This window comes from Roseinatronobacter alkalisoli, from assembly GCF_028745735.1.
Lineage (GTDB): Bacteria > Pseudomonadota > Alphaproteobacteria > Rhodobacterales > Rhodobacteraceae > Roseinatronobacter > Roseinatronobacter alkalisoli.
Genome location: NZ_JAQZSM010000003.1, coordinates 193,009 through 217,723 on the forward strand (window position 1 = coordinate 193,009; position 24,715 = coordinate 217,723).

The window sequence follows — 24,715 nt, forward strand, 5'->3', positions numbered from 1 at the left end:
CTAAACCCTTTCGATGATACGTTCGCCGAACAGGCCCTGCGGCCGGAACAGCAGGAAGACCAGCGCCAGCATATAAGCGAACCAGTTCTCAGTGGCGCCGCCGATGATGGGGTTCATGAAGAAGTCGAACAGCTTTTCACCGACACCGATGATCAGCCCGCCCACAATCGCACCGGGGATGGATGTGAACCCCCCCAGGATCAGCACAGGCAGCGCCTTCAGCGCAATCAGCGACAGCGAAAACTGCACACCCGATTTCGACCCCCACATGATACCCGCAACCAGCGCCACGATGCCCGCAATCGACCATGTAAGCACCCAGATGAAGCGCAGCGAAATGCCCACCGAAAGCGCTGCCTGATGGTCATCGGCCACAGCGCGCAAGGCGCGGCCCTGCTTGGTGTATTGCGAAAACACCGTCAGCACGGCAACCAGCACAGCTGCAATTCCCGCCGCCCAGATTTCCAGCCGGTCAATATAGAACCCATAGCCGAACCAGTTGAAGGTTGCGTCATCCACGGCCATGGACATGCCCTTGGGCAGGCCGACATCCAGCGCCTTCACCTCGGCGCCCCACATGATGTCCCCGAACCCTTCCAGAAAATAGGCAAGACCAATGGTTGCCATGAACAGGATGATCGGTTCCTGATTGATCAGATGTTTCAGAATGAAGCGTTCCACCAGAATGGCCAGCCCGATCATCACCAGAACCGTTGCCGGAATGGCCAGCACCGTGGGCATGTTCCAGCCGAAATGATGCAACCTTGTGCCCAGCGTGGCGTTGATCAGGTGCGAAAACGGAATCTGGCCGGACTGGAACCCTACCAGTGTCAGTGCCGCAAACAGCGCCAGCACACCCTGGGCAAAATTGAATATGCCGCTGGCCTTGAAGATCAGCACGAAGCCAAGCGCCACCAGCGCATACATCACGCCTGCGGTCAGCCCGTTCAGCGACGCCTCCAGCGCGAAAAGTAACGTATCAGGCATGTCTGCCCCCTCCCCTGCGGTCTGTCGCCTGTTCAGTCATGGGCAACCCCAAGATAGGCATTGATGACTTCCTGATTGTTGCGCACCTCGTCAGGGGTGCCGTCCCCGATCTTCTTGCCGTAATCCATGACCACCACGCGGTCGGACAGGTCCATGACCACGCCCATGTCATGTTCGATCAGAACTGTCGTGGTGCCGAATTCGTCATTCACATCCAGAATGAAGCGGCACATGTCTTCCTTTTCCTCGACATTCATGCCGGCCATCGGTTCATCCAGCAGCAGGATTGCTGGTTCCGCCGCCAGTGCGCGGGCCAGTTCCACACGCTTTTTCAGCCCATAGGGCAGCCGTGACACGGGCGTTTTGCGGATATGCTGGATTTCCAGAAAATCGATGATCTTTTCGACCTGCGCACGGTTCTCCGCTTCTTCGCGGGCAGCGCGCCCCCACCAGATGGCCTGTTGAAACATGTTCGCTTTCATGTGGTGCAGGCGGCCGGTCATGATGTTGTCCAGCACGCTCATGCCTTCAAACAAGGCGATATTCTGGAATGTGCGGGCAATGCCCTGCTGTGCCACCTGATAGGGGCGCATGGCCGGGCGTTTGTAACCCTTGTAGATGACTTCGCCTTCCTGCGGGTGGTAGAAGCCGGAAATGACATTCAGCATGGAGGATTTGCCCGCACCATTCGGGCCGATAATGGCGCGGATTTCCCCCCAGCGAATGTCGAAACTGATATCCTTGATGGCCACGACGCCCCCAAACCGCAGGGTAATGTTGCGCATTTCCATCGCAACCCCGCCAATCTTGCGCCCGTCAGCGGTCATATACCCTTCATCTGTCACGGTATCGCGCATCCCTTCCCCCTGCCCGCTCATTCCGCCGCCACCTGATCAGCGGTTGCACCGAATACTTTCGCATTGCGGATTTCCAGCGTCGCCTTCAACACGCCTTTGCGCCCATCTTCATAGGTGACTTCGGTTTCGGTATAGATGCCGTCCTTGTCGCTATAGAGCGCGTCGATCAGGTCTGCGTATTTCTCCTCTACAATGCGGCGGCGCACCTTGCGGGTGCGGGTCATTTCGCCGTCATCGGCATCCAGTTCCTTATGCAGCACCAGAAAGCGGTGAATCTGGCAGCCCGACAGGAACTTGTCCTGCGCGACACTTTCATTGACCTGTTCGACATGGGCCTGAATCGTATCGAGCACCCGTTTCAGCCCGGCAAGTTCCTGATAGCTGGAATATGCGATGTTATTGCGTTCCGCCCAACTGCCGACCGCGCTCAGGTCAATATTGATAAAGGCCACGCAGCGGTCGCGCCCGTTCCCGAACACCACGGTTTCCAGAATATTCGGAAAGAATTTCAGTTTGTTTTCAACATACTTTGGCGCGAACATGGCACCATCGGCCATTTTGCCAACATCCTTGGCGCGGTCGATGATACGCAGATGGCCGGTCCCTTCTTCAAAAAAGCCCGCATCGCCCGTGGCCACCCAGCCATCAGAATCCTTGGTGGATGCGGTGCTTTCTGCGTTTTTATAGTAGCTTTCGAATGTGCCGGGGGAACGGTAGAACACTTCGCCATTGTCAGCGATGCGCACTTCCACGCCCGGCGATGGCACGCCAACCGTGTCGGACCGCACTTCCCCGTCAGGCTGCTGCGTGATGAACACGGATGCTTCTGTCTGGCCGTAAAGCTGTTTCAGATTGATGCCCAGCGCGCGGTAGAAATCAAATATCTCCGGCCCGATCGCTTCGCCAGCAGTATAGGCCACGCGAATGCGGCGCAGGCCAAGCGTGTCTTTCAGCGGGCCATAGACCAGAAAATTACCCAACGCATATTTCAGCCGCGCCATCATGCTGACGGGTTTGCCATCCAGCAGTTTCGGCCCCGTATCGCGGGCGAAATCCATAAAATGATGAAACAACCGGCGCTTCAGGGGCGATGCATCTTCCATGCGGATCATCACTGTTGTCAGCATGGTTTCAAAAATGCGGGGCGGGGCAAAATAATAGGTTGGTCCGATCTCGCGCAGATCTGTCATCATGGTCTGCGCGGATTCAGGGCAGTTCACGCAAAATCCGGTCCAATAGGCCTGCCCGATGGCAAAGATGAAATCGCCCACCCATGCCATGGGCAGATAGGCCAGAATTTCATCCCCCGGACGCAGCTTGTCGAATTCGGAACTGTTTTTAGACGTGATGATGATATTGCGATTGCTCAGCACCACGCCCTTGGGCTTGCCGGTCGTGCCGGATGTGTAAAGCATGACACAGGTGCTGTCCCAGCCCAGCGCCGCAATGCGTGTGTTCAGTTCGGGTTCCAGCCGGGTTTGCGCCGCGCGCCCTTCGCGCATGACATCTTCCAGCCAGTTCATATGGCTGTGGTCATATTTACGCATGCCGCGTTTATCCAGATACAGGATTTCATCGATGCAATGCACCGTTTCCTGAACCTCGATGACCTTGTCGACCTGTTCCTGATCGCCGCAGACAACGAAACGCGCGCCGCAATGGTCCAGCACATAGGCCATCTCTTCCGCGACCGCATCCTGGTAAAGCGGCACCGGAATGGCCCCCACAGATTGCGCAGCCACCATCGACCAGTAAAGGGCGGGACGGTTGCGCCCGATAATGGCGACATAATCGCCCTGCTTCATGCCCAGAACCAGAAACCCCAGCGCCATGGCGCGTACCTGATCGTGGGTTTCCGCCCATGTCCAGCTTTGCCAGATGCCGAATTCCTTCTCGCGATAGGCGGTCTGAAGGCCGTATTGCGTGGCATTGCGCGCCAGCAGCGCAGGCACAGAACTAAGCCCATCCTGCGCGGGCGCGGGTGATGCTGTGGTGGTCACAGGCAGACTCCTCCTCGTCCTTCTGTCGGTCAGCACATGCAAGGCGTGCCGGATTGCAGCGCGATGCCCGAACATGTGGCCCTATGTGGTGATGCGATTCTTTCCGCAGTTTTGCCCAAACCTTTCGAATTGTAACGCGCGATGTTCAGGGCTTCCGCACAGCGCAGGTGCAGTCTAGTGTCCGGACAGTGACCAGAGGGGGGGGATGGGCGCGTGGCATTGACAGAAAACACCCGCATCAACCTGATGGCTGCGGGGCTGAACATGATCCAGCAGGCGCTGTCGATCTTTGACAGCAATCTGCAGCTTTCGGTCAGCAACCAGCGCTATCAGGAAATGTTCGGATTGCCTGAACATCTGGTGCAGCCCGGTGTCGCCTTTGAAGATACGATCCGCTATCTGGTGTCGCGCGGCGAATATGGCCCGGTTGATGATCAGGAAGAAGCAGTGCGCATCCGCGTTGATGCCGCGCGCGCCTTTGTCCCCCATTACATGGAACGCCTGCGCGCCAATGGCCGCTGGATCAGCGTCGAAGGGGCGCCCTTGCCGCAGGGGGGGTGGGTGACGGTCTATACCGACATTACCGAAGTTAAGCTGCAGGAAGGGCTGCTGCGCGCGCGGTCCGAAGAACTGTCTGACGAGTTGCTGGCCCATGCCGAACGGCTGGCAGCCACCAACCGCGCGCTGGCCGCCAGCAACGCGGCACTTGAACAGGCCAAGCGCGAACTGACCGAAATGGAAGCCCGCACCCGCCTGACCACCGAAATGATGCCTGCTCATATCGCGCATATGGACCGCGAAATGCGCTATACATTTTCCAACCGGCGGCTTTCATCCATATTCCCCGGTCTGCCCCGCAATGTGGTGGGCCATCCTGCGCAGGCGGTTCTGGGCAGTGTCTATGAAAAAATCCTGCCGCTGCTGGAACGCGCGTTGGGTGGCGAAAACGCGGTGCATGAATTCACCCATGACGAAAGCGGGCGGCGCATCCGGCTGGCGCTGACGCCCGACAGGGTGGGCTGTGGGCCGATAAACGGCATCTATGTCATGTCGATGGACGTGACCGCGGAAACTCAGGCCCGCGCGGCCCTTGCGCAGACCCGCAAACGCGAACTGGCGGCGCAGCTGTCATCGGGCATGGTGCATGATTTCGGTAATCTTCTGACCATCATCCTGGGCCTGCAGGGGCAGTTGATGCGCCGCAACACCCTGCCTGCGGAAATGGCGCAGGTGGTGCAATCCACCATCGCGGCGGCGCGGCGGGGCGGTGTGCTGCTGGAACAGCTCGCTGCAATCTCCGGCCACAGGGAATTGCAGCCAAAGCCTACCGATCTGCGCGCGCTGTTGCATGACCTGACCCTGATGGCCCGCCCAGCCCTGCCCGACAACATGCGCCTTGATGTGCAGGTCACCCCTGATCTACCCCATGTGCTGCTGGATCAGGGCGTGCTGCAGGACAGTTTGCTGAACCTGATCCTGAATGCCCGCGATGCGATGGCAGGCAGGGCGGGACAGATCACGCTGACGGTTTCCACCGTGGCCGATACATGGCTGGAACTGACCCTGACCGACACCGGAACCGGTTTCAGCGAGGATGCGCTGGATAAGGCGCTGGACCCGTTCTTTACCACCAAAGGGGCCGAAGGGACGGGGTTGGGGCTGGCCATGGTCTATGACCAGATCACCTTGTCGGGAGGCACTATCCGGCTGGCGAACCGGCCACAGGGCGGTGCGCAGGTTACGCTGCGCCTTCCCTTCAGACCCGTGCGCAGCGCCCGCGCGATGCCCGAATCCGGCCTTGTCCTGCTGGTCGAAGATACACAAAGCATCCGCGAAACAGTGCGCGCCATGTTATGCGACATGGGCCATACCGTGATCGAGGCAACCACAGCGGATGAAGCGCTGGCCCTTGCCGATCTGCCGGAACTTGACATGATGCTGTCTGACATAAACCTGCCGGGCACCTTGTCGGGGCTGGACCTTGCGCGCGCCTTGCGGGGGCGCGGACGCATTCGTCTTTATCTGATGACCGCCCTGCCCCCGCAGGACAAGCTGCATCGCGCCGCCGCTGCGGAATTTCCGGTGCTGACAAAACCATTCGGCCCGCAAGACCTGCGTTTCACCCTGGAGGGGGTTGCATGACCACTGCCCATGTTGCGATTCTGGATGATGAACCTGAAATCCGCAAAATCCTGTCTCAGGCCCTGCAGGAGGCGGGCTTTCAGACCTCCAGCTATGCACGCGCCACAGAATTCGAAGCCGCGCTGCGCCGGTTCACACCAGATGTCTGTCTGGTGGATCTGGGTCTGCCGGACCGTGACGGGCTGGCGCTGGTGCATCGCCTTGCGCTGGAATCGGGGGCGACGATCATCATCATATCCGGGCGCGCGCAGGTGCAGGACCGCGTGACAGGTCTGGAACTGGGCGCGGATGATTATATCACCAAACCGTTTGATCCCGCCGAAGTTGTGGCACGTATCCGCGCCCGCCTGCGCAAACCGGTTGCGCAGGGCAGCGCCAGCCCGCAGATTGCGCGTTTCAACGAGTGGGTGGCGCGATTTGACCGCTATGTGCTGATCGACGATCAGGGGCAGGAAACCCCGTTCAGCCATGCCGAAGGTGAAGTGCTGCGCCTGTTTCTGGAAAGCCCCAAACGCCTGATTTCGCGCACGCAGATGCTGGATGCATTGGGCGGCAGCGCAGGCGAAAGTTTTGACCGCGCAATGGATGTGCGCATTTCCCGCCTGCGCACCAAACTGGGCGAAGACCCGCGCAACCCTCGTCTGATCAAGACGATCTACGGGGCGGGGTATATTTTTCTGGGGGATGTGGGCTGGACATAGTGCAATGCAGGCTTTGTGTTTACAGCCCGACCCTATTTGGTCAAGATGCAGCCAATATCAGCGAAGGAAAGCGTCATGCGTAAATTTCTGGTTGTACTGGACGACAGCCGCGAATGCCTGAATGCGATCCGTTTTGCGGCGCTGCGGGCCGCAAAAACCGGCGCAGAGGTGCAGATCCTGTCGGTCATAAGCCCCGAAGAATTCCAGGGCTGGATTGGCGTTGCCGATGTCATGCGCGCCGAAGCCCGTGAACGCATAGAGGCGCATTTCGAGGTCTTTGCCAAATGGATGCGCGACCGCAAGGGCCTGCACCCCGAACTTGTCATCCGCGAAGGCGACGCAGTGGAAGAAGTGCTGGCCCAGATACAGGACGATCCCGATATCGGGTTTCTGGTTCTGGGGGCAGGCACCGAAGGCAATAATCCCGGCCCCATTGTCACGCAACTGGTGCGCAATTCCGGTTCGCTGCCCATTCCGATCACCATCGTTCCGGGCGAGCTTGACCGCGACCGACTGGAAGCGATTGCGACAGGTTAATATCTGTTGAGAGCAGTTTCAAACGTCGTGTTCCGGGGCGGTTCCTGCCCTGAAGCCGCCGTTGGGGTGCGTGCCACAACGCGGAATAAAGGCCGATGGCGCGGGTCTGGTGCATGACCCAAGGATTGCTGAGGACCAAATTCGACCCGGCAGACATAGCCCCACGCTGTCCCGCCCCCAGATCAGCACAGGTAACCCTTTGCATACGCACTGAAATGCCGCTAGGTCTGTGGCAGCACAGCGCGACAGACGGAGCATCGCATCATGAAACTACTTCGCTATGGCCCGAAAGGGCAGGAAAAACCCGGATGTCTGGACCATCAGGGCAATTTGCGCGACCTGTCAGGCGTGGTTGCTGATTTCGGCGGGGACACCGTGTCGCTGGACTCGCTTGCGCAATTGTCAGCGCTTGACCCCAGAACCCTGCCGCTTGTGGCGCAACCTGTGCGCATCGGCGCGCCCATGTCCCATATCCCCAACTTCTATTGCATCGGGCTGAATTATGCCGCCCATGCCGCCGAAACCGGCGCAGAAAAACCAAAAGAACCACTGGTCTTTTCCAAGGCGACATCATCGCTGGCCGGTCCCGAAGACACGATCATCATTCCACGCGGGGCCACACGCACCGACTGGGAGGTGGAACTGGGCATCGTGATCGGCAAACCCGCGCTGTATGTCGATGAAGCGGATGCACTGGATTATGTTGCGGGCTATTGCGCAGTAAATGACGTGTCCGAACGCGATTTCCAGAAAAACCGCGGCGGACAATGGATCAAGGGCAAATCAGCACCGGGTTTCGGCAAGATCGGGCCATGGCTGGTCACCAAGGATGAAGTGCCCGACCCGCAGGCCTTGCGTCTGCAGCTTTCGGTCAATGGTGAAAATCGGCAGGATTCAACCACTGCGGACATGATCTTCACTGTGGCGCAGATCGTGTCCTACATGTCGCATTTCATGGAACTGGTTCCGGGCGATGTCATTGCAACGGGCACCCCTTCGGGTGTCGGGGCCGGCATGTCGCCGCAGCGGTTTCTGCAACCGGGCGATATTGTTGCGCTGGAAGTTGAAGGGCTTGGCCAGCAAAAGGCTGATGTCATCGCAGCAGTCTGACAAACGGACTGCCATGGCAAAGGCGCTGCGCAAACCCGGGCTGCGCGCAGCGCCCTGAAGGGTGCAAATTATTTCGCCGATTACGCGCCCAGTTCGCAGACCCGCGCGGCCAGCCAGTCAAGCTGCGGGTCGCGCAGGCCCAGTTCGTTCAGATGGGTGGCCGTGTTGATCAGATAGTCGCGGTTGGGACCGCGCCCGCCTGCCGCGCGGGCAATAATCTGCGCCTGTTCTTCCAGTGTCAGACCGCCGCAATACTGGTCATGGTCGCGGTCAATCACATAGGTCACCGCATCCAGTTGCCGCCCGTCACGCAACAGCAGTTTTTCATGGCGTTCCAGATAGGCCGCTGAAATCAATTCCCGTGCGCGCAGATATTCCAGTGTCTCATCCGCGACGCGGGCCGGAATTTCAAACGCGATCCCTTCGCAATGCCCCGCCCCCCGGTCCAGCGCCAGCACCAGCCCCGGTTGTTGCACAGTGCCACGATGATGGATGGACCGCATGCAGAAGGACCGTTCATACCCATCAAGGCGCGCAATCTGGCGGCTGGACCACGCAAAGCCCGGATCCCAGATCAGCGACCCATACCCGAATACCCAAATTGAACTGCGCCGCAGCATGTGACTGGTCCTTTCCCGTTTCCAAGGTGTAAACACGTTTTGAGTAATGATGAAAAGGGGCATCCGATGCGCGTGATTCTGGCAACCATCATGCTGGCGGCAATCGGCTATGGCGCATATTGGCATTATGCGGCGCGTGAACTGGACAGCCGGATCAGCGCCACGCTGGCGCACAACGATACCCTAACCGCGTCGGATTACAGTCTTGGCGGGTTTCCGCACCGCTTTGACCTGACCCTACATGCCCCGCGTCTGCGTCTGGCGGATGGTGAAATCGACTGGCAGGGCGAAGCGCTGAATCTTCACGCCCTCAGCTATAAGCCGCATCATGTGATCGCGGTGTTTCCGCCTGTGCAGATTCTGGGCCTTTACGGGCAGGACTGGCACCTGCGCAGCGCCGATGCCCGCGCAAGCGTGGTTGCGCGCAGCGGCGTCAGCGGGGCGGTTGATCGGGCGAATCTGGTATTTGCAACGCCACAGTTCAGCCACCGGACAATCACCCATGAAGCCGACAGCCTGCGCGCCAGCCTGACACATTTCACCGGTGCGCAATATGAACTGGCGCTGGACCTGTCTGGCCTGCGCCCCGATGCGGGCCTGCTTGCCGGGCTGGATCCGGACCGCATGCTGCCACCCATGCTGGCGCGCAGCCGGGTTCTTGCCATGCTGGATTTCGCCAGCCCCCTGCACCTGAATGCCGGTCTGCCACCGTTGCGCGAAATTGATATTGATGAACTGGAAATCATCTGGGGGGACATCACCTTGCAGGCATCGGGCGTCCTGCGCCCAGATGTCGGCGGCACATTATCGGGGCAACTGGATATGCGCATGACACAATGGGAAACGGTCGTGTCACTGCTGGTCAGTACCGGCGTGATCCCCCCTGATGGGGCACAGATGGCGCGCATGATCTTTGCATCGCTGAGTGATCAGTCGACCGGCCAGCTTGCACTGCCGCTTCAGGTGCGGCAGTCAGTATTGTCACTGGGACCGGTTGTTCTGGGCCAGCTTCCGCGCTTCTGAACGGCGCCGGAACCACACCGCACAGGGAAGTGCCGCGATGACGCCCAGCGAATTGGCGATGAAATCGCCAAATTCCGCCGAACGGCCAAAATGCGGCTGGATCAGCTCTACTGCGCCGCCATAGGCGATCAACCCTGTCAGAATGACAGGCCAGAACCGCAATCGCGCAACATAGGCAGGCATCGCGACACTGAAGAACACGGCAAAATGCACAATCTTGTCCACATGCTGCGGCAGTCGCCCCTCTCCTTCGGGGACAGGCATCAGCAACAGCACGGTCACCACGACCAGCAAGACCACCGAAAGGACCAACGCAATACGGCGCTGGCGTTCAGAAATAACAGGCGGTTTGATCATCAGTTGCATTGCCCCGGACCGAAAAGAATTTCCGCGTCCGTGGCAGAAACACCGGCAGGGTTCAAGCCCGCAGCCGTTCCGGTGACGCGTCCTGACGTAACTGTGCTGTGATTCTGCCCATGGCGCGTTCTTCAAGCTGGCGCACACGTTCCTTGGAAATACCAAGCTCCGCACCGAGTTCCGCCAAAGTGCGCGGCACATCCAGCAAATGCCGTTCGGTGATGATGCGCTTCTCGCGATCCGGCAGATCGCCTACCGCCGAATACAACATCCGCCGCCTGCGCCGGGATTCCATGTCACCAAGCACATGATCCTCGGTGGCGGGGCCGTCATCCTCGATTGTGTCCATCCATTCGCGGCCGTCTTCTTCGCCACTGCCCTGTGGTGAATTCAGCGACAGATCCTGCCCCGACATGCGCCCCAGCATGATTTCGACCTGCGCTTCGGGAACATCCAGTTCCCGCGCAACTGTGGTGGCCAGCGCTTCATTGCGCGCTTCACCATCATCCAGCTTGGACAGAGTCTTGCGCAGATGGAAGAAAAGCTTCTTCTGGGATGCGTTTGTCGCTGTGCGCACAACGGACCAGTTGCGCATCACATATTCCTGCATGGACGCCCTGATCCACCACGCAGCATAAGTCGAAAATCTGGCCCCGTTTTCGGGGTCATATTTTTCCGCAGCGCGCATGAGGCCCAGATTGCCCTGCTGGATAAGGTCATCCAGTGGCATGCCATATCGACGGAACCGCGTCGCGACCGACACCGCCAGACGGCTATAGGCGTTGATAAGCCGGTGCAGCGCGGCTTCATCGCGCTGGTCACGCCATGCAATCGCCAGGGCGTATTCGGTCTGCGGCTCCAGCATCTCGCGCTTCATGGCATCGCGGATGAACTGACTTGTTCTGGCGTCTCTCTGTTCCATGGCGTCCTCTTGTTCGCCCATATGTTTCGAGTCGAAACTATAGCGTATCGCTACCATTTGGCCGACAGGCTTGTCAATGCCCCCGGGGCGGATTACCTGCTCTGCATGCAACAGCATTCGCAAAATAGGGTAACAGCACCAAGATGACCCAGGACATGGCCGATCTGATTGTGCATCTGGCGCGGCTTGCGCAAAACACAGGGCGCACGGAACTGACCGCCGCACAATGGACCGCGCTGCGCTTCTTTGCGCGGGCGAACCGGTTTTCGCGCACACCTTCGGCATTTTCGGAATTTCATGCGACCACACGCGGGACCGCATCGCAGACCGTGAAGTCACTGGTCGCGCTTGGCTTGTTACAACGACAACTCAACAGCAATGACGCGCGTTCCACCCTGATCGAGGTGACCCAGGCCGGACATAACATGCTGCGCGACGACCCGCTGGGCGATCTGCGCCGCGTGCTGGCCGCATTACCCGAAGAGATGCAGCGCACCCTGTCGCAGGCGCTACAACGTGCCACCGGCGATCTTGCAACCCTGCGGCAAGTCCCCACATTCGGCACCTGCGTCGACTGCAGCCACTGCAAGGAAGGGACCGACACCGCCTATTGCCATTGCACCGACAGCATGCTTGGCCGGGCGGAAATGGCGTCCTTCTGCATTGACTTTCAGCCTGCTGTGCGTCCGGACTGACGCGCGCCCCGCGCACCCGGCGTTCGGCCAGTCGCGGCATTACTTTTCGTGCAATCTGAACGCTTGCCCCTTCGGGCCGGTTTCCTTACACAAGGCGCAACCCTTCGGGAAAACGTGGAAAGAGTTGTTGCATGTCGAAACCCAGATCCGGCCAGAAATTATCGGCCAAGAACATCGGCGCCGGTTTTCTGATGGCGCTGCTCGCGCTTAGTCTGCTTGGCTTCGGGGTCGAAGGCTTTGGCGGCGGTGCCCGCAGTATTGGCAGCGTGGGCGGGCGCGATATTTCAACCAATGAATACGCACGCGCGCTTCAGAATGAATTGCGTGTCCTGCAAAGCCAGACCGGCCAGACCATCACCATGGAGCAGGCCCGCCTGTTCGGACTGGACCAGATGGTGCTGGAACAGCTTGTCACCACTGCCGCGCTGGATAGCGAAGCAGATCGTCTGGGCGTGTCCGCAGGCGATGAAACCGTACAACGCGAAATTCTGCAGATCAGCGCCTTTCAGGGGCTTGGCGGGCAGTTCGACCGCGAAGCCTATCGGTTTGCGCTGCAGAATGCCGGGTTGAACGAATCCGAGTTCGAGGATTCAATCCGCGAAGATGTTGCCCGCAGCATTCTGCAACTCGCCGTGATCAGCGCCGCACGCAGCCCCGACGCCCTGATCACACCGCTGCTGAACCATCAGGCGCAGACGCGCGACTATTCGGTGCTGACGCTTGCTTCGGACAATCTGGAAACACCTGTCGGCATGCCGGGCGATGCTGAATTGCAGGCATTCTATGACGCCAATATCGACAATTACACCCTGCCCGAAGGCAAGCGCATCCGCTATGCGTGGCTGACGCCTGACATGCTGATCGACACGGTTGAAATCGAAGAATCCGTGCTGCGCGACGCATATGAAGCGCGCGCAAGCGAATTCCGCCAACCCGAGCGCCGCCTTGTGGAGCGGCTGGTCTTTGCGGATATGCAGCAGGCGGAAGACGCATTCGCGCGTTTGTCATCAGGGGATATCAGTTTCGTTGACCTTGCTGCGGAACGTGGCCTGAGCATTGAAGACACCGATATGGGCGATGTAACCCGTGCGCAACTCGGCACAGCCGGTGACGCGGTGTTCGCACTGACAGAACCCGGATTTGCAGGACCGGTTGAAACCTCGCTCGGGGCGGCGGTCTATCAGATGAACGCAATTCTGGCCGCCCGCGAAACCCCCTTCGAAGACGCCGCGCCACAATTGCGCGAAGAACTGGTCGCAGACCGCGCCCGGCGCATTCTGTCAGATGATCTTGACCTGTTCGAAGACCTGCTTGCAGGTGGCGCCACAGTCGCAGAACTGGCCACCGAAACCGACATGCGCAGCGGCGAAATTGACTGGCGCCGTGACGAAACCAGCGGGATTGCCGCCTATGAATCGTTCCGCAGCGCCGCGCGCGAGTTGCAGGACGGTGATTTCCCCGAGATCCGGATACTGGATGATGGCGGCCTGTTTGCGCTTGAACTGATCGAAGACCTGCCCCCCAGCCCCCGCCCGCTGGATGATATCCGTACCCAAGTAGCAGGCGACTGGCGCCGCGCGCAGATCGTGGAGCGCCTGCGCCTGCAGGCCGAGGATATTGCCGATGCGCTGCGCAATGGTTCGGATTTCGCGGCACTGGAACTGGCCCCGGAACGGTTCGAAGGTATGACCCGCACGGATTTCCTGCCTGATCTGCCGCGCGATCTGGTCAGCACTGCATTTGACATGACCCCTGATGACCTGCGCATTGTCGATGGCAGTGACCGCGTTTATCTGGTGCAACTGCATGACATCGCTGATCCTGACCTGTTACTGGATGACGTGGCAAATCTCCGCGATGCGCTGACGGAACAGCTTGAACAAAGCATCGCGCAGGACCTGTTCGGCTATTTTTCATCCGCCTTGCGCCAATCACAACCGATTCAGTTCAATCAGCAGGTGATTGACGCTGTTCACGCCAATTTCTGAGCACCCATGGCCAGCCTGACCCCCGAATATAGCAGCTTCGAAGCGGGCTGGGCCCGTGGTGAAAACCAGCTTGTCTACACCCGGCTTGCCGCCGATCTGGACACGCCGGTTTCACTATACATGAAACTTGCCGGGGCCAGCCGTGACAGCTTCATTCTGGAATCTGTCACCGGTGGCGAGGTACGCGGTCGATATTCGATTATCGGTCTGAAACCGGACCTGATCTGGGAATGCCGCGGTACACAAAGCCGGATTAACCGCGACGCGCGCTTTGACCCCGAAAGCTGGGACGACCTGCCGGGCCACCCGCTGGACACCTTGCGCAGCGTATTGGCCGAAAGCCGCATCGACACCCCAGATGATCTGCCTGCGGCCACGGCAGGTTTGTTCGGGTATCTGGGCTATGACATGATCCGTCTGGTTGAACATCTGCCCGATATAAACCCCGACCCTATCGGCGTGCCCGATTCGATCATGCTGCGCCCATCGGTCGTCGCGGTGCTGGATGGCGTGAAGGGCGAGGTGACAGTGGTGTCGCCCGCATGGGCTGCGTCGGGGTTGTCGGCGCGCGCGGCCTATGCGCAGGCGGCAGAACGGGTCATGGATGCGGTGCGCGATCTGGAACGCAGTGTCACGCAGGCCCCGCGTGAACTGGGCGGCGATACGGTACAGCCGGGCGAGCCCGTGTCGAATTTCGCCAAACCCGACTATCTGGCCGCTGTGGAAGCCGCGAAGGAATATATCCGCGCAGGCGACATCTTTCAGGTCGTCCCGTCGCAGCGCTGGTCGCAGAAATTCACCCTGCCCCCTTTCGCGCTGTACCGGTCATTGCGACGCACCAATCCGTCGCCCTTCATGTTTTATTTCGATTTTGCCGCGCAACCGGGGGGCTTTCAGATTATCGGGGCCAGTCCCGAAATTCTGGTACGGCTGCGTGACGGCGAAGTGACAATCCGCCCCATCGCCGGAACCCGCCCGCGTGGCGCTACCCCCGAACAGGACCGCGCCTATGAGGCAGACCTGCTGGCCGATGAAAAGGAACTGGCCGAACATCTGATGTTGCTGGATCTGGGGCGTAATGATGTGGGGCGCGTGGCCAAGGTTGGCAGCGTGCGCCCGACGGAAGAATTCATCATCGAACGCTACAGCCATGTGATGCATATCGTCTCAAATGTCGTGGGTGAACTGGCAGACGGGCAGGACGCCCTGTCGGCCTTGCTGGCGGGCCTGCCTGCAGGCACGGTGTCCGGTGCGCCCAAGGTCCGCGCGATGGAAATCATCGACGAGCTGGAACCCGAAAAGCGCGGTGTTTATGGCGGCGGCGCAGGCTATTTTGCCGCGAATGGCGAAATGGACATGTGCATCTGCCTGCGCACGGCTGTTCTGAAGGATCAGACGCTTTATATTCAGGCGGGTGGTGGTGTCGTTTACGACAGCGACCCGGAATCCGAATATCTTGAAACCGTCAACAAATCCCGCGCGTTACGCCGCGCCGCCGAAGATGCAGGACGTTTCGTGGGCGGGAATGGGTAGTGATGTGACCCAAACAGTCGCAATTTACATCACTTCACGAATCACAACTAGCAGTCCATTATGGCAGGATCACATCTGCACAGGATGATAAAATATGACTTTCTGGGCTTCGCTTACATTAGGTCTTATTGCCGCAATAGTAGGAACATACTTTCAGCACAGCCTATGGAAACAAAAACGTCGTGAGGAAATACGCGAGTATGAATTAAAGGAGGTTATTGAATTAGTCGGAAAAATATCTGAGCTATTTGGGAAAAGAGTTTATGCACAAAGAGAGTTTTTTGAAAAGGTTGACGCAAATCTTGCCTCTCAGGTTGACTATGAAAAGGCATCTAACGCAGTTGGTGAGTGGATAAATAACTTTTATTTTATTCGCGCGCAGTTAAAGCGATATTTTGGCAAAGAAATATCTAGATTCTTTGAATACGAACTACATAAATCTCTACATGATGCCTTTGCTTTCACAAAACGCACTCACAAGTATGGATTTGAGAATCTCTCAACAAACGACAAACAGGAACACGAAAAAGTCAGTTCTCTCCACTTGATCGCTGCTCGGCAGATATCTCAAATGCTAAACGAAATCAACGAACGTATAGACATATCAGACTTTGGAACAGAGAAGCAAACCAATAACATTGAAATTGGGCATCTCCCCAGGCTAGAAACAGTTTTTTTAATTCAACGCCTCCTCAATACTCGATAGTTTGATGACAAAACAATTTTGCTCCTAAAACGCATTTCTCCAACCCATCGCGGGTCAACACTATCCGCTGCCTTCAGCAATGATTCTGAATCGTAGAAAGGCCCGTTTTTCGTAATAAAATCAACCAAAATACGCGGGCACGGCACAGGCAGGCACGCTGATAAAATAGATGCCTCACTTAGACCTAGCATTTCCGCCTCCTTTCCAAAAAAGAGTTTTGCGGCGCTATTACATCCACTCAAGCCATAGCCAAAGTAAGAAGCATTCAAATGGAAATGTAAAATCTCCCTTTTCCCAACATGAAAATTCAGGAAAAATGATATTAAAATTTCTTTAATCTTTCTTCTTGCACTGCGCTCATATCGAGTCGTCACAATACGCACAACTTGCTGCTCTATTGTGCTGATTCCGCCAATTTTTCTTGTTCTAAAATAACGGCGCAACAACCTTGGAATAGCCCTCAATTCTACTCCGAAGTGATAAAAAAACCTTCGATCTTCTAATGTAAGAATAGCAATTTCGATATTTGACAGTTCCCCATCAGAATCAAACATGGTGTATCCATTGAGGTCAGAAAATAAAATTGAATCAGAGATGCAACCCTTTATCAGGTCCAAGTCACGATTCAGTTCCAAAAGTATGCGCTTCAGACTCAGTGTTGCTCTTGGTCGGGTATACATTTTGTATGCGCCCTTGTAATGATAATTTCTTAGCATAATTAAAAATAAATGAGTTCCCTACTCTGCCGCATCAATGTAGCTTTCCACAGGCGGGCAGGTGCAGACCAGATTGCGGTCGCCGAACACATTGTCCACGCGCCCCACAGGCGGCCAGTATTTGTCGCCCCTGAAACTGCCGGGCGGGAAACAGCCCGCTTCGCGCGAATAGGGGCGGTCCCAGTCCGCAACCAGATCCTCGACCGTGTGCGGCGCATGTTTCAGCGGGTTGTTTTCCGCATCCATCGTGCCGTCTTCGACCGCGCGGATTTCATCGCGGATTGCCAGCAGCGCTGTGATGAAACGGTCAATTTCGACCTTGGTTTCCGACTCGGTCGGTTCCACCATCAATGTGCCCGCAACAGGCCAGCTCATGGTTGGGGCGTGAAAACCGTTATCGATCAGGCGTTTGGCAATATCGTCAACAGTGATACCGGCCTTGGCAAACGGGCGCGTATCCAGAATGCATTCATGCGCCACCCGCCCCTTGTTGCCCATGAACAAAATATCATAAGCCCCGCGCAACCGCGCCGCGATGTAATTGGCGTTCAGGATGGCAACGCGCGTGGCCTGTGTCAGGCCCGCGCCCCCCATCATCAGGCAATAGGCCCATGAAATCAGCAGGATCGACGCAGACCCATAAGGGGCCGCCGAAACCGGCCCTTCAGCCCCCCCGGTTTCAGGATGGCCCGGCAGGAAGGGGGCCAGATGCGCCTTCACCCCAATCGGTCCCATGCCGGGACCGCCGCCGCCATGGGGAATGGCGAAAGTCTTGTGCAGGTTAAGATGACTGACATCGCCGCCAATTTCGCCCGGCTTGACCAGCCCGACCATGGCATTCAGGTTTGCCCCGTCGATATAGACCTGCCCGCCATGGTCATGCGTGATGGCGCAAACCTCGCGCACGGTTTGTTCAAACACGCCATGTGTGCTGGGATAGGTGATCATGCAGGCCGCCAGCCGGTCGCCCGCCTTGGCTGCTTTCTCGCGGAAATCATCCAGATCCACATCGCCGGTCGCGCTGGATTTGACGACAACAACCTTCATGCCGCACATCTGCGCGCTGGCGGGGTTGGTGCCATGGGCTGATACCGGAATCAAACAGACATCGCGGTGCCCCTGCCCGCGCGCGCGCTGATAGGCCTGAATTGTCAGCAAGCCCGCATATTCGCCCTGCGCGCCGGAATTGGGCTGCATCGACATGGCGTCATAGCCGGTAATCTCACATAGTTTGGCCTTCAGGTCCGAAATGGCCTGCGCATATCCCTGCGCCTGATCAGCGGGGCAGAACGGGTGCAGGCTGGAAAATTCCGGCCAGGACAGCGGAATCATTTCCGCCGCTGCGTTCAGCTTCATCGTGCAGGACCCTAGCGGGATCATCGCGCGGTCCAGCGCAAGGTCACGGTCGGACAGGCGACGCATATAGCGCATCATTTCCGTTTCCGCGCGATTCATATGAAATATCGGATGGGTCAGGTAGTCGCTGTCACGCAGGAAGGTTTCGTCAAAGCCCAGTTCCGCACGGTGCGGCGGCACACCTTCAATGCCGAACACCCGCAACACGGCGATCAGAACCTGTTCATCCGTGGTTTCATCCAGCGAAATGCCGACATGTGTGCTGCCGATCCTGCGCAGGTTCAGCCCTTCTTGCCGCGCGGCTGCCAATATGCCCGCCTGCCCCACACCGACATCGACGGTGATGGTGTCAAAGAAATCCTTGACCATCACCCGCGCCCCCGCAGCGCGCAGCGCGTGATACAGCCGCTGCGTGCGGAAATGCACCCGTTCGGCAATGGCGCGCAGCCCTTTGGGACCATGAAACACCGCATACATGGACGCCATCACCGCCAGCAGCGCCTGCGCCGTGCAGACATTGCTTGTGGCTTTTTCACGCCGGATATGCTGTTCGCGGGTTTGCAGTGACAGCCGGTAGGCGCGATTTCCCCGCGCATCAATGCTGACACCGACAATGCGCCCCGGCATTGCGCGCTTGTATTCGTCACGGCAGGACATAAAAGCCGCATGCGGCCCGCCATAGCCCATGGGCACGCCAAAGCGCTGCGCCGACCCGACAGCAATATCGGCACCAAGGCTGCCCGGTTCGCGGATCATGGTCAGTGCCAACAGGTCGGTCGCCATGATCGCCAGCGCTTTTGCATTATGCAAAGCGTCGATCTGGGGTCTGAAATCACGCAGATCGCCATAGGTGCCGGGATACTGAAAAATTGCCCCGAACACTGTGTCTGCATCCAACGAGTCGGGCGCGCCCACAATGACGTCGATTCCCAAGGGCGCGGCACGGGTCTGCATGACGGCAATATTCTGCGGATGGCAGTTTTCATCCACGAAGAACGCCTGCGCTTTTGATTTGGCAAGCCGCTGGGCCATGACCATGGCTTCCGCGCAGGCGGTGGATTCGTCCAGAAGCGAGGCATTGGCAACCGGCAGGCCCGTCAGATCGGCCACCATGGTCTGGAAATTCAGCAACGCTTCCAGCCGCCCCTGGGCAATTTCGGGCTGATAGGGGGTATAAGCCGTGTACCATGCCGGGTTTTCGAAGATATTGCGCAAAATCGCGGGCGGGGTGACCGTGCCATAATACCCCTGCCCGATCAGGCTGGTCATGACCTTATTTTTCGCCCCCACGGCCCGCAATTTCGCCAGCAACGCCCCTTCTGACAGGGGTGGCCATGTCAGTGGATCGGCCTGCCGCAGACCTTCAGGAATGGTCTGGTCAATCAACTGGCCCAGACTGTCGCAGCCCAATGCCTCCAGCATCTGTGCCATTTCTTCGGGCGTTGGCCCGATATGGCGGCGATTGGCGAAATCATATGGGTCATAATCCGTGGGGGTATAGGTCATGCGTGTCTCCGCTGCCGGGCGATTAGCCCAGGAATTCCTTGTATTCATCCTCGGACATCAGATCGTCCAGAACACCGGGATCATCTAGCTTCATCTTGAAAAACCACGCATCCCCCTGCGGGTCCTCGTTGACCAGACCGGGATTGTCGACAAGGGCTTCGTTAACCTCGACGATTTCGCCATCGATGGGGGCCAGAATGTCGCTTGCAGCCTTGACTGATTCAATGACGCAGACTTCGTCGCCCTTGACCACCATGGTTTCAATCTCGGGCAGTTCCACGAAAACCACATCGCCCAGTTGCTCGGCGGCGTGTTCGGTAATTCCCACGACCACGACATCCCCTTCGACGCGCAGCCATTCATGTTCTTCAGTATATTTCATTGGGAAACGCTCCTCAGCGCTTGTAGTTGGTTGGATGGAAAGGCAATTCGCAAACGGTAACCGGCAGGCGCTTGCCGCGCAACTCTCCCCACAGGCGTGTGCCGGGTTCTGCCGCGAAATTCGGCACATAGCCCATGGCGACGGGCGCTTCCACCGATGGGCCATACCCGCCGGACGTAATGCCGCCCAGATTGCGCCCGCCTTCGGCTGCATCCCAGATCACAGTGCCCTCGCGCATCGGCGCGCGACCTTCAGGGCGCAGGCCCACGCGACAGGCCGGCGGCCCCTGTTCCAGTTCTGCCAGAATACGCGCGGCCCCCGGAAAACCGCCAGCGCGTGCCCCCCCGGCCCGGCGCGCCTTCTGGATCGCCCAAGACAGCCCCGCGACCACGGGTGTCGTCACCGTATCAATGTCGTGGCCATAAAGGCACAGCCCCGCTTCCAGCCGCAGACTGTCGCGCGCGCCAAGGCCGATGGGTGCCACGTCAGGATGGGCAAGCAGCGCGCGGGCGAACCGTTCGGCCTGCGCTTCGGGCAGCGAAATCTCGAACCCGTCCTCGCCGGTATAACCCGACCGTGACACCCAAAGCGTGACGCCATTCCAGTCGTGATCAGCCACATCCATGAAGCGCATATCCGCGACACCGGGCACAATCGCGGCCAGTGCCGCTTCCGCGCGCGGGCCTTGCAGCGCCAGCAAGGCGCGGTCTGTCACTTCTGTAATCTCCAACTCCGGCAGGTTTTCCCGCATATGCGCCAGATCGGCCGCCTTGCAGGCCGCGTTCACTACGGCAAGCAGATGATCACCGCGATTGGCCACCATCAGATCATCCAGAATTCCACCCGCATCATTGGTGAACATCGCATAGCGCTGCCGCCCCGGTGCAAGTTCCACTAATGCCACCGGCACCAGCCGTTCCAGTGCGAGTGCCGCATCAGGCCCGCGCAGGATAACCTGCCCCATATGGCTGACATCGAACAGGCCCGCTTTGGCCCTGCAATGCAGATGTTCGCCCATCACCCCAAGCTTGTATTGCACTGGCATGTCATAGCCCGCGAAGGGCACCATTCTGGCGCCAAGTTCCAGATGCAACGCATGCAACGCTGTGCGCCGCAAGTCGGTTTGCGTATCAGACATACTGCCCCTTCCGGTTGGGCCAGACTGGCCCGGGTCCATGTTGCGGCCCTGTTGGCCGCGTTCCATGCCCCCTCTGTCCTGTGCGCCTGAGATCGCTATCCCTTCGGCGGGCGGCCAATCAAGGCGCGCCTCTCTCCAGAGTCTGTCGTGCAAACCGGTCCTTTTGCCTGAGAGTTTACCGGGGCGGTTGCTCCTTCGGCCCTGACCGCAAGATCAGTGTCTCCCGTGTCTGCGCCTTTCTGGTAGCGGAAAGGCGGCGCATTTGGCAAGTAAAAATGGCAGGCTTGCACCTGCGCGCCAAAATGTTCAGAAACACATCATGCATGATCCTTATTTCTTTGGCTACGGGTCATTGGTGAATCGCCAGACCCATGACTACACCGACGCCCACCGCGCCGCGATTCGCGGTTGGCGGCGGGAATGGCGCGTGTCACGGCGCCTGAACCAGACATTTCTAAGTGTCGTGCCCGACCCCGACACCCGGATTGACGGGCTGATTGCGCGTGTACCCGGCGCGGACTGGGCGGCGCTTGATCTGCGCGAAACGGGTTATGACCGCCATCCTGTCGCACATGAAAATCTGCACCACGATTCCCCGGTGCCGGTCATTGCGCAGATTTATGCTGTCGCGCTGGACATATCGGACCTGCCCGGCCCGTCACATCGGGTGAATCTCAGCTATCTGGATGTTGTGGTCGCGGGGTTTCTGGCGGAATTCGGCACGGATGGCGTGGCGCGATTCTTCGAGACCACCACCGGCTGGGGTGCAGTTCTGGATGACCGCGCAGCCCCGATTTATCCGCGCGCGCGCCCTGCAACCAAGGAATTGCGGGACATGGTTGATGACAGCCTGTCGCAGCTTGGTGTCCAGCGGAGTAAAGTGTAGTTCAGTTGAAGAAACTTCTGCAAACCGTTGTAAAATAAAATTCGTGCCGTAGATAATTTCACGATCATGTCTTTCTGAAACGGTCGTCGGCGAAGTACAAGGCGCGGAGCAAAGGGCGCAAGCCCGGCCCGCCACTGGCGCGGGCGCGGGCTTTATCGATGCGCCAAAGTCCGTTTCACACGCTTCAGAATTCCTCATCCGCCGCAACGCCCCAGATATGGCGTTTTTCCACCCATCCGCGCGCGCTGTCCACTTCCAGCCTGCACCAGTCGATCTGACAGGCGCGCAACTGGGCAATGACACCGCGTTCCAGCAAGGCGGCGACGCTGGAACCACTATCGGGGGAATTGTGCATCTGCACCATATCGCCCTGCACCAGAACAGAACGCACACCCGACAGCAGCGCGTAATGCATCCAACCGCCCTGCCCTTCGGCATCTTCGACACGGCGCCAGTGTTCGTATTCAGCTGTTACACGCAGCGGCAGGTCACGGCGGGTGAAGACCCAGTCCACCCGATGCGTCGTGTCCGGCCCGCGCCGCGCATTGCCTTCGCTGGCCTTCATCGACACATAGCGCGGCAAGGGCAGGTTTGTGACCGGGCCCCGTTCATCGGCCTGCACAAATGCAGGCAGTGCGGCCATCAACGCCGAAAGTAGAAATGCGGTTTTCATCGTTATGCCTGTCTGCCCCGGTTTTCCGGTGATCGTTGACTGCTTGCCTTCATGACCGTTCATCCGGTCTTTTCGCCGGAACAATCTGCAATGGGTGCTTGCAGCCTGATCCAGTTCATTGCACTTTGCCAGAAAGCCACAGAATTGCAAAGAGGTGAGACGCAGACATGCCCACACAACGCCTGAGTGTTGTCGTAACGCGACGCCTGCCCGACGTGGTTGAAACACGCATGAAAGAACTGTTCGACGTCACCCTGCGTGATGACGACACGCCCATGACCCGCGATGAACTGGCACAGGCCATGCGCCGGGCCGATGTGCTGGTTCCCACCATCACCGATACTATCGACGCAAGCCTTATGGCGGGCGCGGGCGAGCGGCTGAAGCTGATTGCCAATTTTGGCGCAGGCGTGGATCATATTGATGTGCAATCCGCCCGCCAGCGCGGGATTCTGGTGTCCAACACCCCCGGTGTGCTGACCGAAGATACCGCAGATATGGCCATGGCACTGATGCTGGCGGTTACCCGCAAAATACCGCAGGGCCTGCAGGAAATGCAGGCGGGCACCTGGCGGGGCTGGTCCCCGCTGGCCAATCTGGGCACGCGCATTGGCGGCAAACGGCTGGGCATTCTGGGCATGGGGCGTATCGGACAGGCCGTGGCCCGGCGCGCACAGGCTTTTGGCATGCAGATCCACTACCACAACCGCCGCCGCCTGCGCCCCGAAGTTGAAGAAAAGCTGGAAGCCACATGGTGGGAAAGTCTGGACCAGATGGTGGCACGGATGGACGTGATTTCCATCAACTGCCCGCATACGCCATCCACCTTTCACCTGCTGAATGCACGCCGCCTGAAGCTGCTGAAACCGACAGCCGTGGTCATCAATACCTCGCGCGGGGAAGTGATCGATGAAAACGCCCTGACCCGCGGGTTGCGCGCGGGTGAAATTGCGGGCGCGGGACTGGATGTGTTTGAACGCGGCAATGAGATCAACCCGCGCCTGCGCGAATTGCCCAATGTGGTGTTGCTGCCGCATATGGGGTCGGCCACATGGGAAGGCCGGGTTGAGATGGGCGAGAAAGTAATTATCAACATCAAGACCTTCGCCGACGGGCACCGCCCGCCAGATCAGGTTCTGCCATCAATGCTGTAACGGCGTCCGGCCACTCAGGCCGCTTTCCACTTGATCGAACACCCCATGGACGCGACCTGATCACGCGGGCCAGCGCCGGTCTGCGCGATCTGCGCCATGGCTTCATACAAATCACGGCGGGCACCATCGGGGGCGGGGTTGCGCCCTGCTCCGTCCAGCCGCCCCCGATACTGCAATTCCCCGTCCGCATTCAGACCAAAGAAATCCGGCGTGCATTCCGCCCCCCATGCACGCGCAACCGACTGGGTATCATCATGCAAATAGGGAAAGGGGAAATCATGTTTGCGGGCAAGTTCGGTCATCTTGTCGAAACTGTCAGCGGGATAGGCCTGCGCGTCATTGGCGCAGATCGCGGCCACCCCCACGCCCATGGCCTGCAGGTCGCGGGCATCGCGCAGTATACGGTCCAGCGCAGACAGCACATAGGGGCAATGGTTGCAGATGAACATGACCAGCGTGCCTTTCGGCCCCTTAATGTCATCCAGCGCATAGCTGCGGCCATCAGTGGCGCGCAGGCTGAAACCGGGGGCTTTCCAACCGAAATCGCAAACGGGTGGGGATACGGGCATTTTATCCTCCTCTGTCACTTGGCGCGCGGATATATGTTGCAGTGCTGTCAGTCTTGCCGGTTCCACGCCCGGATGCAACCCATCGCCCCTGGCAGACCGGTTGCTGACCTGTCGCGCGCGAAATCTTGCGGCAGGGCTTAATTTTACCCGTTTTCGG

23 protein-coding genes and 1 riboswitch are annotated in these 24,715 nt (G+C 58.7%); of the genes, 11 read left to right on the forward strand and 12 right to left on the reverse strand.

Annotated elements, in window-relative coordinates:
• Genes PUT78_RS05130 through PUT78_RS05140 form a run of 3 tightly spaced genes read right to left on the reverse strand, consistent with a single transcriptional unit; the run spans window position 1 to window position 3,844 of the window.
• A complete protein-coding gene (locus PUT78_RS05130) occupies window positions 1–987 on the reverse strand; it encodes a branched-chain amino acid ABC transporter permease (protein WP_274351101.1) in 987 nt (328 codons plus the stop codon).
• A gap of 32 nt (window positions 988–1,019) precedes the next feature.
• On the reverse strand, window positions 1,020–1,865 hold the full coding sequence (locus tag PUT78_RS05135) for an ABC transporter ATP-binding protein (protein WP_420793462.1): 846 nt from the start codon (window positions 1,863–1,865) through the stop codon (window positions 1,020–1,022).
• Window positions 1,862–3,844 (reverse strand): AMP-binding protein, encoded by a 1,983-nt coding sequence (locus PUT78_RS05140; RefSeq protein ID WP_274351102.1) that lies wholly within the window; start codon window positions 3,842–3,844, stop codon window positions 1,862–1,864. The genes PUT78_RS05135 and PUT78_RS05140 overlap by 4 nt, the downstream gene beginning before the upstream one ends.
• 246 nt (window positions 3,845–4,090) lie before the next feature.
• On the opposite strand from PUT78_RS05140, the gene PUT78_RS05145 reads away from it, so the two are divergent.
• The 4 genes from PUT78_RS05145 (at window position 4,091) to PUT78_RS05160 (ending at window position 8,334) form a co-directional block, all read left to right on the forward strand.
• Complete coding sequence (locus PUT78_RS05145; RefSeq protein WP_274351241.1) at window positions 4,091–5,986, forward strand: PAS-domain containing protein; 1,896 nt, start codon at window positions 4,091–4,093, stop codon at window positions 5,984–5,986.
• A complete protein-coding gene (locus tag PUT78_RS05150; RefSeq protein WP_274351103.1) occupies window positions 5,983–6,687 on the forward strand; it encodes a response regulator transcription factor in 705 nt (234 codons plus the stop codon). Before PUT78_RS05145 ends, PUT78_RS05150 begins: the two co-directional genes overlap by 4 nt.
• Window positions 6,688–6,762: 75 nt before the next feature.
• Window positions 6,763–7,224 (forward strand): universal stress protein, encoded by a 462-nt coding sequence (locus tag PUT78_RS05155; protein ID WP_274351104.1) that lies wholly within the window; start codon window positions 6,763–6,765, stop codon window positions 7,222–7,224.
• 264 nt (window positions 7,225–7,488) lie between these two features.
• Window positions 7,489–8,334, forward strand: coding sequence for a fumarylacetoacetate hydrolase family protein (locus tag PUT78_RS05160; protein WP_274351105.1), 846 nt, complete (start codon window positions 7,489–7,491; stop codon window positions 8,332–8,334).
• A gap of 80 nt (window positions 8,335–8,414) precedes the next feature.
• Here PUT78_RS05160 and PUT78_RS05165 read toward each other — a convergent pair whose 3' ends face one another.
• Window positions 8,415–8,954: a gamma-glutamylcyclotransferase gene (locus tag PUT78_RS05165; protein WP_274351106.1), complete on the reverse strand. Its 540-nt coding sequence runs from the start codon at window positions 8,952–8,954 to the stop codon at window positions 8,415–8,417.
• 66 nt (window positions 8,955–9,020) lie between these two features.
• On the opposite strand from PUT78_RS05165, the gene PUT78_RS05170 reads away from it, so the two are divergent.
• Window positions 9,021–9,977 (forward strand): DUF2125 domain-containing protein, encoded by a 957-nt coding sequence (locus tag PUT78_RS05170; protein ID WP_274351107.1) that lies wholly within the window; start codon window positions 9,021–9,023, stop codon window positions 9,975–9,977.
• Here PUT78_RS05170 and PUT78_RS05175 read toward each other — a convergent pair.
• Both PUT78_RS05175 and PUT78_RS05180 read right to left on the reverse strand, forming a co-directional pair.
• Window positions 9,936–10,334 (reverse strand): VanZ family protein, encoded by a 399-nt coding sequence (locus PUT78_RS05175; RefSeq protein WP_274351108.1) that lies wholly within the window; start codon window positions 10,332–10,334, stop codon window positions 9,936–9,938. The two genes, PUT78_RS05170 and PUT78_RS05175, sit on opposite strands and share 42 nt — an antisense overlap.
• A 61-nt stretch (window positions 10,335–10,395) precedes the next feature.
• Window positions 10,396–11,256: an RNA polymerase factor sigma-32 gene (locus PUT78_RS05180; RefSeq protein ID WP_274351109.1), complete on the reverse strand. Its 861-nt coding sequence runs from the start codon at window positions 11,254–11,256 to the stop codon at window positions 10,396–10,398.
• Window positions 11,257–11,411: 155 nt separating this feature from the next.
• Here PUT78_RS05180 and PUT78_RS05185 point away from each other — a divergent pair, with 155 nt between their 5' ends.
• The 4 genes from PUT78_RS05185 to PUT78_RS05200 all read left to right on the forward strand — a co-directional run bounded on the left by PUT78_RS05185 (window position 11,412) and on the right by PUT78_RS05200 (window position 16,178).
• Window positions 11,412–11,951, forward strand: a complete 540-nt coding sequence (locus tag PUT78_RS05185) for a MarR family winged helix-turn-helix transcriptional regulator (protein ID WP_274351110.1) — start codon at window positions 11,412–11,414, stop codon at window positions 11,949–11,951.
• A gap of 131 nt (window positions 11,952–12,082) precedes the next feature.
• Window positions 12,083–13,939, forward strand: a complete 1,857-nt coding sequence (locus PUT78_RS05190; protein WP_274351111.1) for a peptidylprolyl isomerase — start codon at window positions 12,083–12,085, stop codon at window positions 13,937–13,939.
• A 6-nt stretch (window positions 13,940–13,945) separates the two neighbouring features.
• Window positions 13,946–15,472 (forward strand): anthranilate synthase component I, encoded by a 1,527-nt coding sequence (gene trpE / locus PUT78_RS05195; protein ID WP_274351112.1) that lies wholly within the window; start codon window positions 13,946–13,948, stop codon window positions 15,470–15,472.
• Window positions 15,473–15,566: 94 nt separating this feature from the next.
• Entirely contained in the window at window positions 15,567–16,178 is a 612-nt protein-coding gene (locus tag PUT78_RS05200; protein ID WP_274351114.1) for a hypothetical protein, read from the forward strand.
• On the opposite strand, the gene PUT78_RS05205 is transcribed toward PUT78_RS05200, so the two are convergent.
• The 4 genes from PUT78_RS05205 to gcvT form a co-directional block, all read right to left on the reverse strand.
• Window positions 16,154–16,732: a biosynthetic peptidoglycan transglycosylase gene (locus PUT78_RS05205; protein ID WP_274351115.1), complete on the reverse strand. Its 579-nt coding sequence runs from the start codon at window positions 16,730–16,732 to the stop codon at window positions 16,154–16,156. The two genes, PUT78_RS05200 and PUT78_RS05205, sit on opposite strands and share 25 nt — an antisense overlap.
• Window positions 16,733–16,915: 183 nt before the next feature.
• On the reverse strand, window positions 16,916–19,756 hold the full coding sequence (gene gcvP, locus PUT78_RS05210; protein WP_274351116.1) for an aminomethyl-transferring glycine dehydrogenase: 2,841 nt from the start codon (window positions 19,754–19,756) through the stop codon (window positions 16,916–16,918).
• A 22-nt stretch (window positions 19,757–19,778) separates the two neighbouring features.
• Complete coding sequence (gcvH, locus tag PUT78_RS05215) at window positions 19,779–20,138, reverse strand: glycine cleavage system protein GcvH (protein ID WP_274351117.1); 360 nt, start codon at window positions 20,136–20,138, stop codon at window positions 19,779–19,781.
• A 13-nt stretch (window positions 20,139–20,151) separates the two neighbouring features.
• Entirely contained in the window at window positions 20,152–21,276 is a 1,125-nt protein-coding gene (gcvT, locus tag PUT78_RS05220) for a glycine cleavage system aminomethyltransferase GcvT (protein ID WP_274351118.1), read from the reverse strand.
• A gap of 145 nt (window positions 21,277–21,421) precedes the next feature.
• A riboswitch (glycine riboswitch) is annotated at window positions 21,422–21,513 on the reverse strand.
• A gap of 82 nt (window positions 21,514–21,595) precedes the next feature.
• Between gcvT and PUT78_RS05225 the strand changes: the two genes are divergently transcribed.
• Window positions 21,596–22,162 carry a gamma-glutamylcyclotransferase family protein gene (locus tag PUT78_RS05225; protein ID WP_274351119.1) on the forward strand — a complete coding sequence of 189 codons (567 nt, stop codon included), beginning with the start codon at window positions 21,596–21,598 and terminating at the stop codon, window positions 22,160–22,162.
• Between the two features lie 184 nt (window positions 22,163–22,346).
• Here the strand turns inward: PUT78_RS05225 and PUT78_RS05230 are convergent, their stop codons facing one another.
• Window positions 22,347–22,805 (reverse strand): SH3 domain-containing protein, encoded by a 459-nt coding sequence (locus tag PUT78_RS05230; RefSeq protein ID WP_274351242.1) that lies wholly within the window; start codon window positions 22,803–22,805, stop codon window positions 22,347–22,349.
• 197 nt (window positions 22,806–23,002) lie between these two features.
• On the opposite strand from PUT78_RS05230, the gene PUT78_RS05235 reads away from it, so the two are divergent.
• Window positions 23,003–23,989, forward strand: coding sequence for a 2-hydroxyacid dehydrogenase (locus PUT78_RS05235; RefSeq protein WP_274351120.1), 987 nt, complete (start codon window positions 23,003–23,005; stop codon window positions 23,987–23,989).
• A gap of 14 nt (window positions 23,990–24,003) precedes the next feature.
• On the opposite strand, the gene PUT78_RS05240 is transcribed toward PUT78_RS05235, so the two are convergent.
• Window positions 24,004–24,558 carry a thioredoxin family protein gene (locus PUT78_RS05240; RefSeq protein ID WP_274351121.1) on the reverse strand — a complete coding sequence of 185 codons (555 nt, stop codon included), beginning with the start codon at window positions 24,556–24,558 and terminating at the stop codon, window positions 24,004–24,006.
• Between the last annotated feature and the right edge of the window lie 157 nt (window positions 24,559–24,715).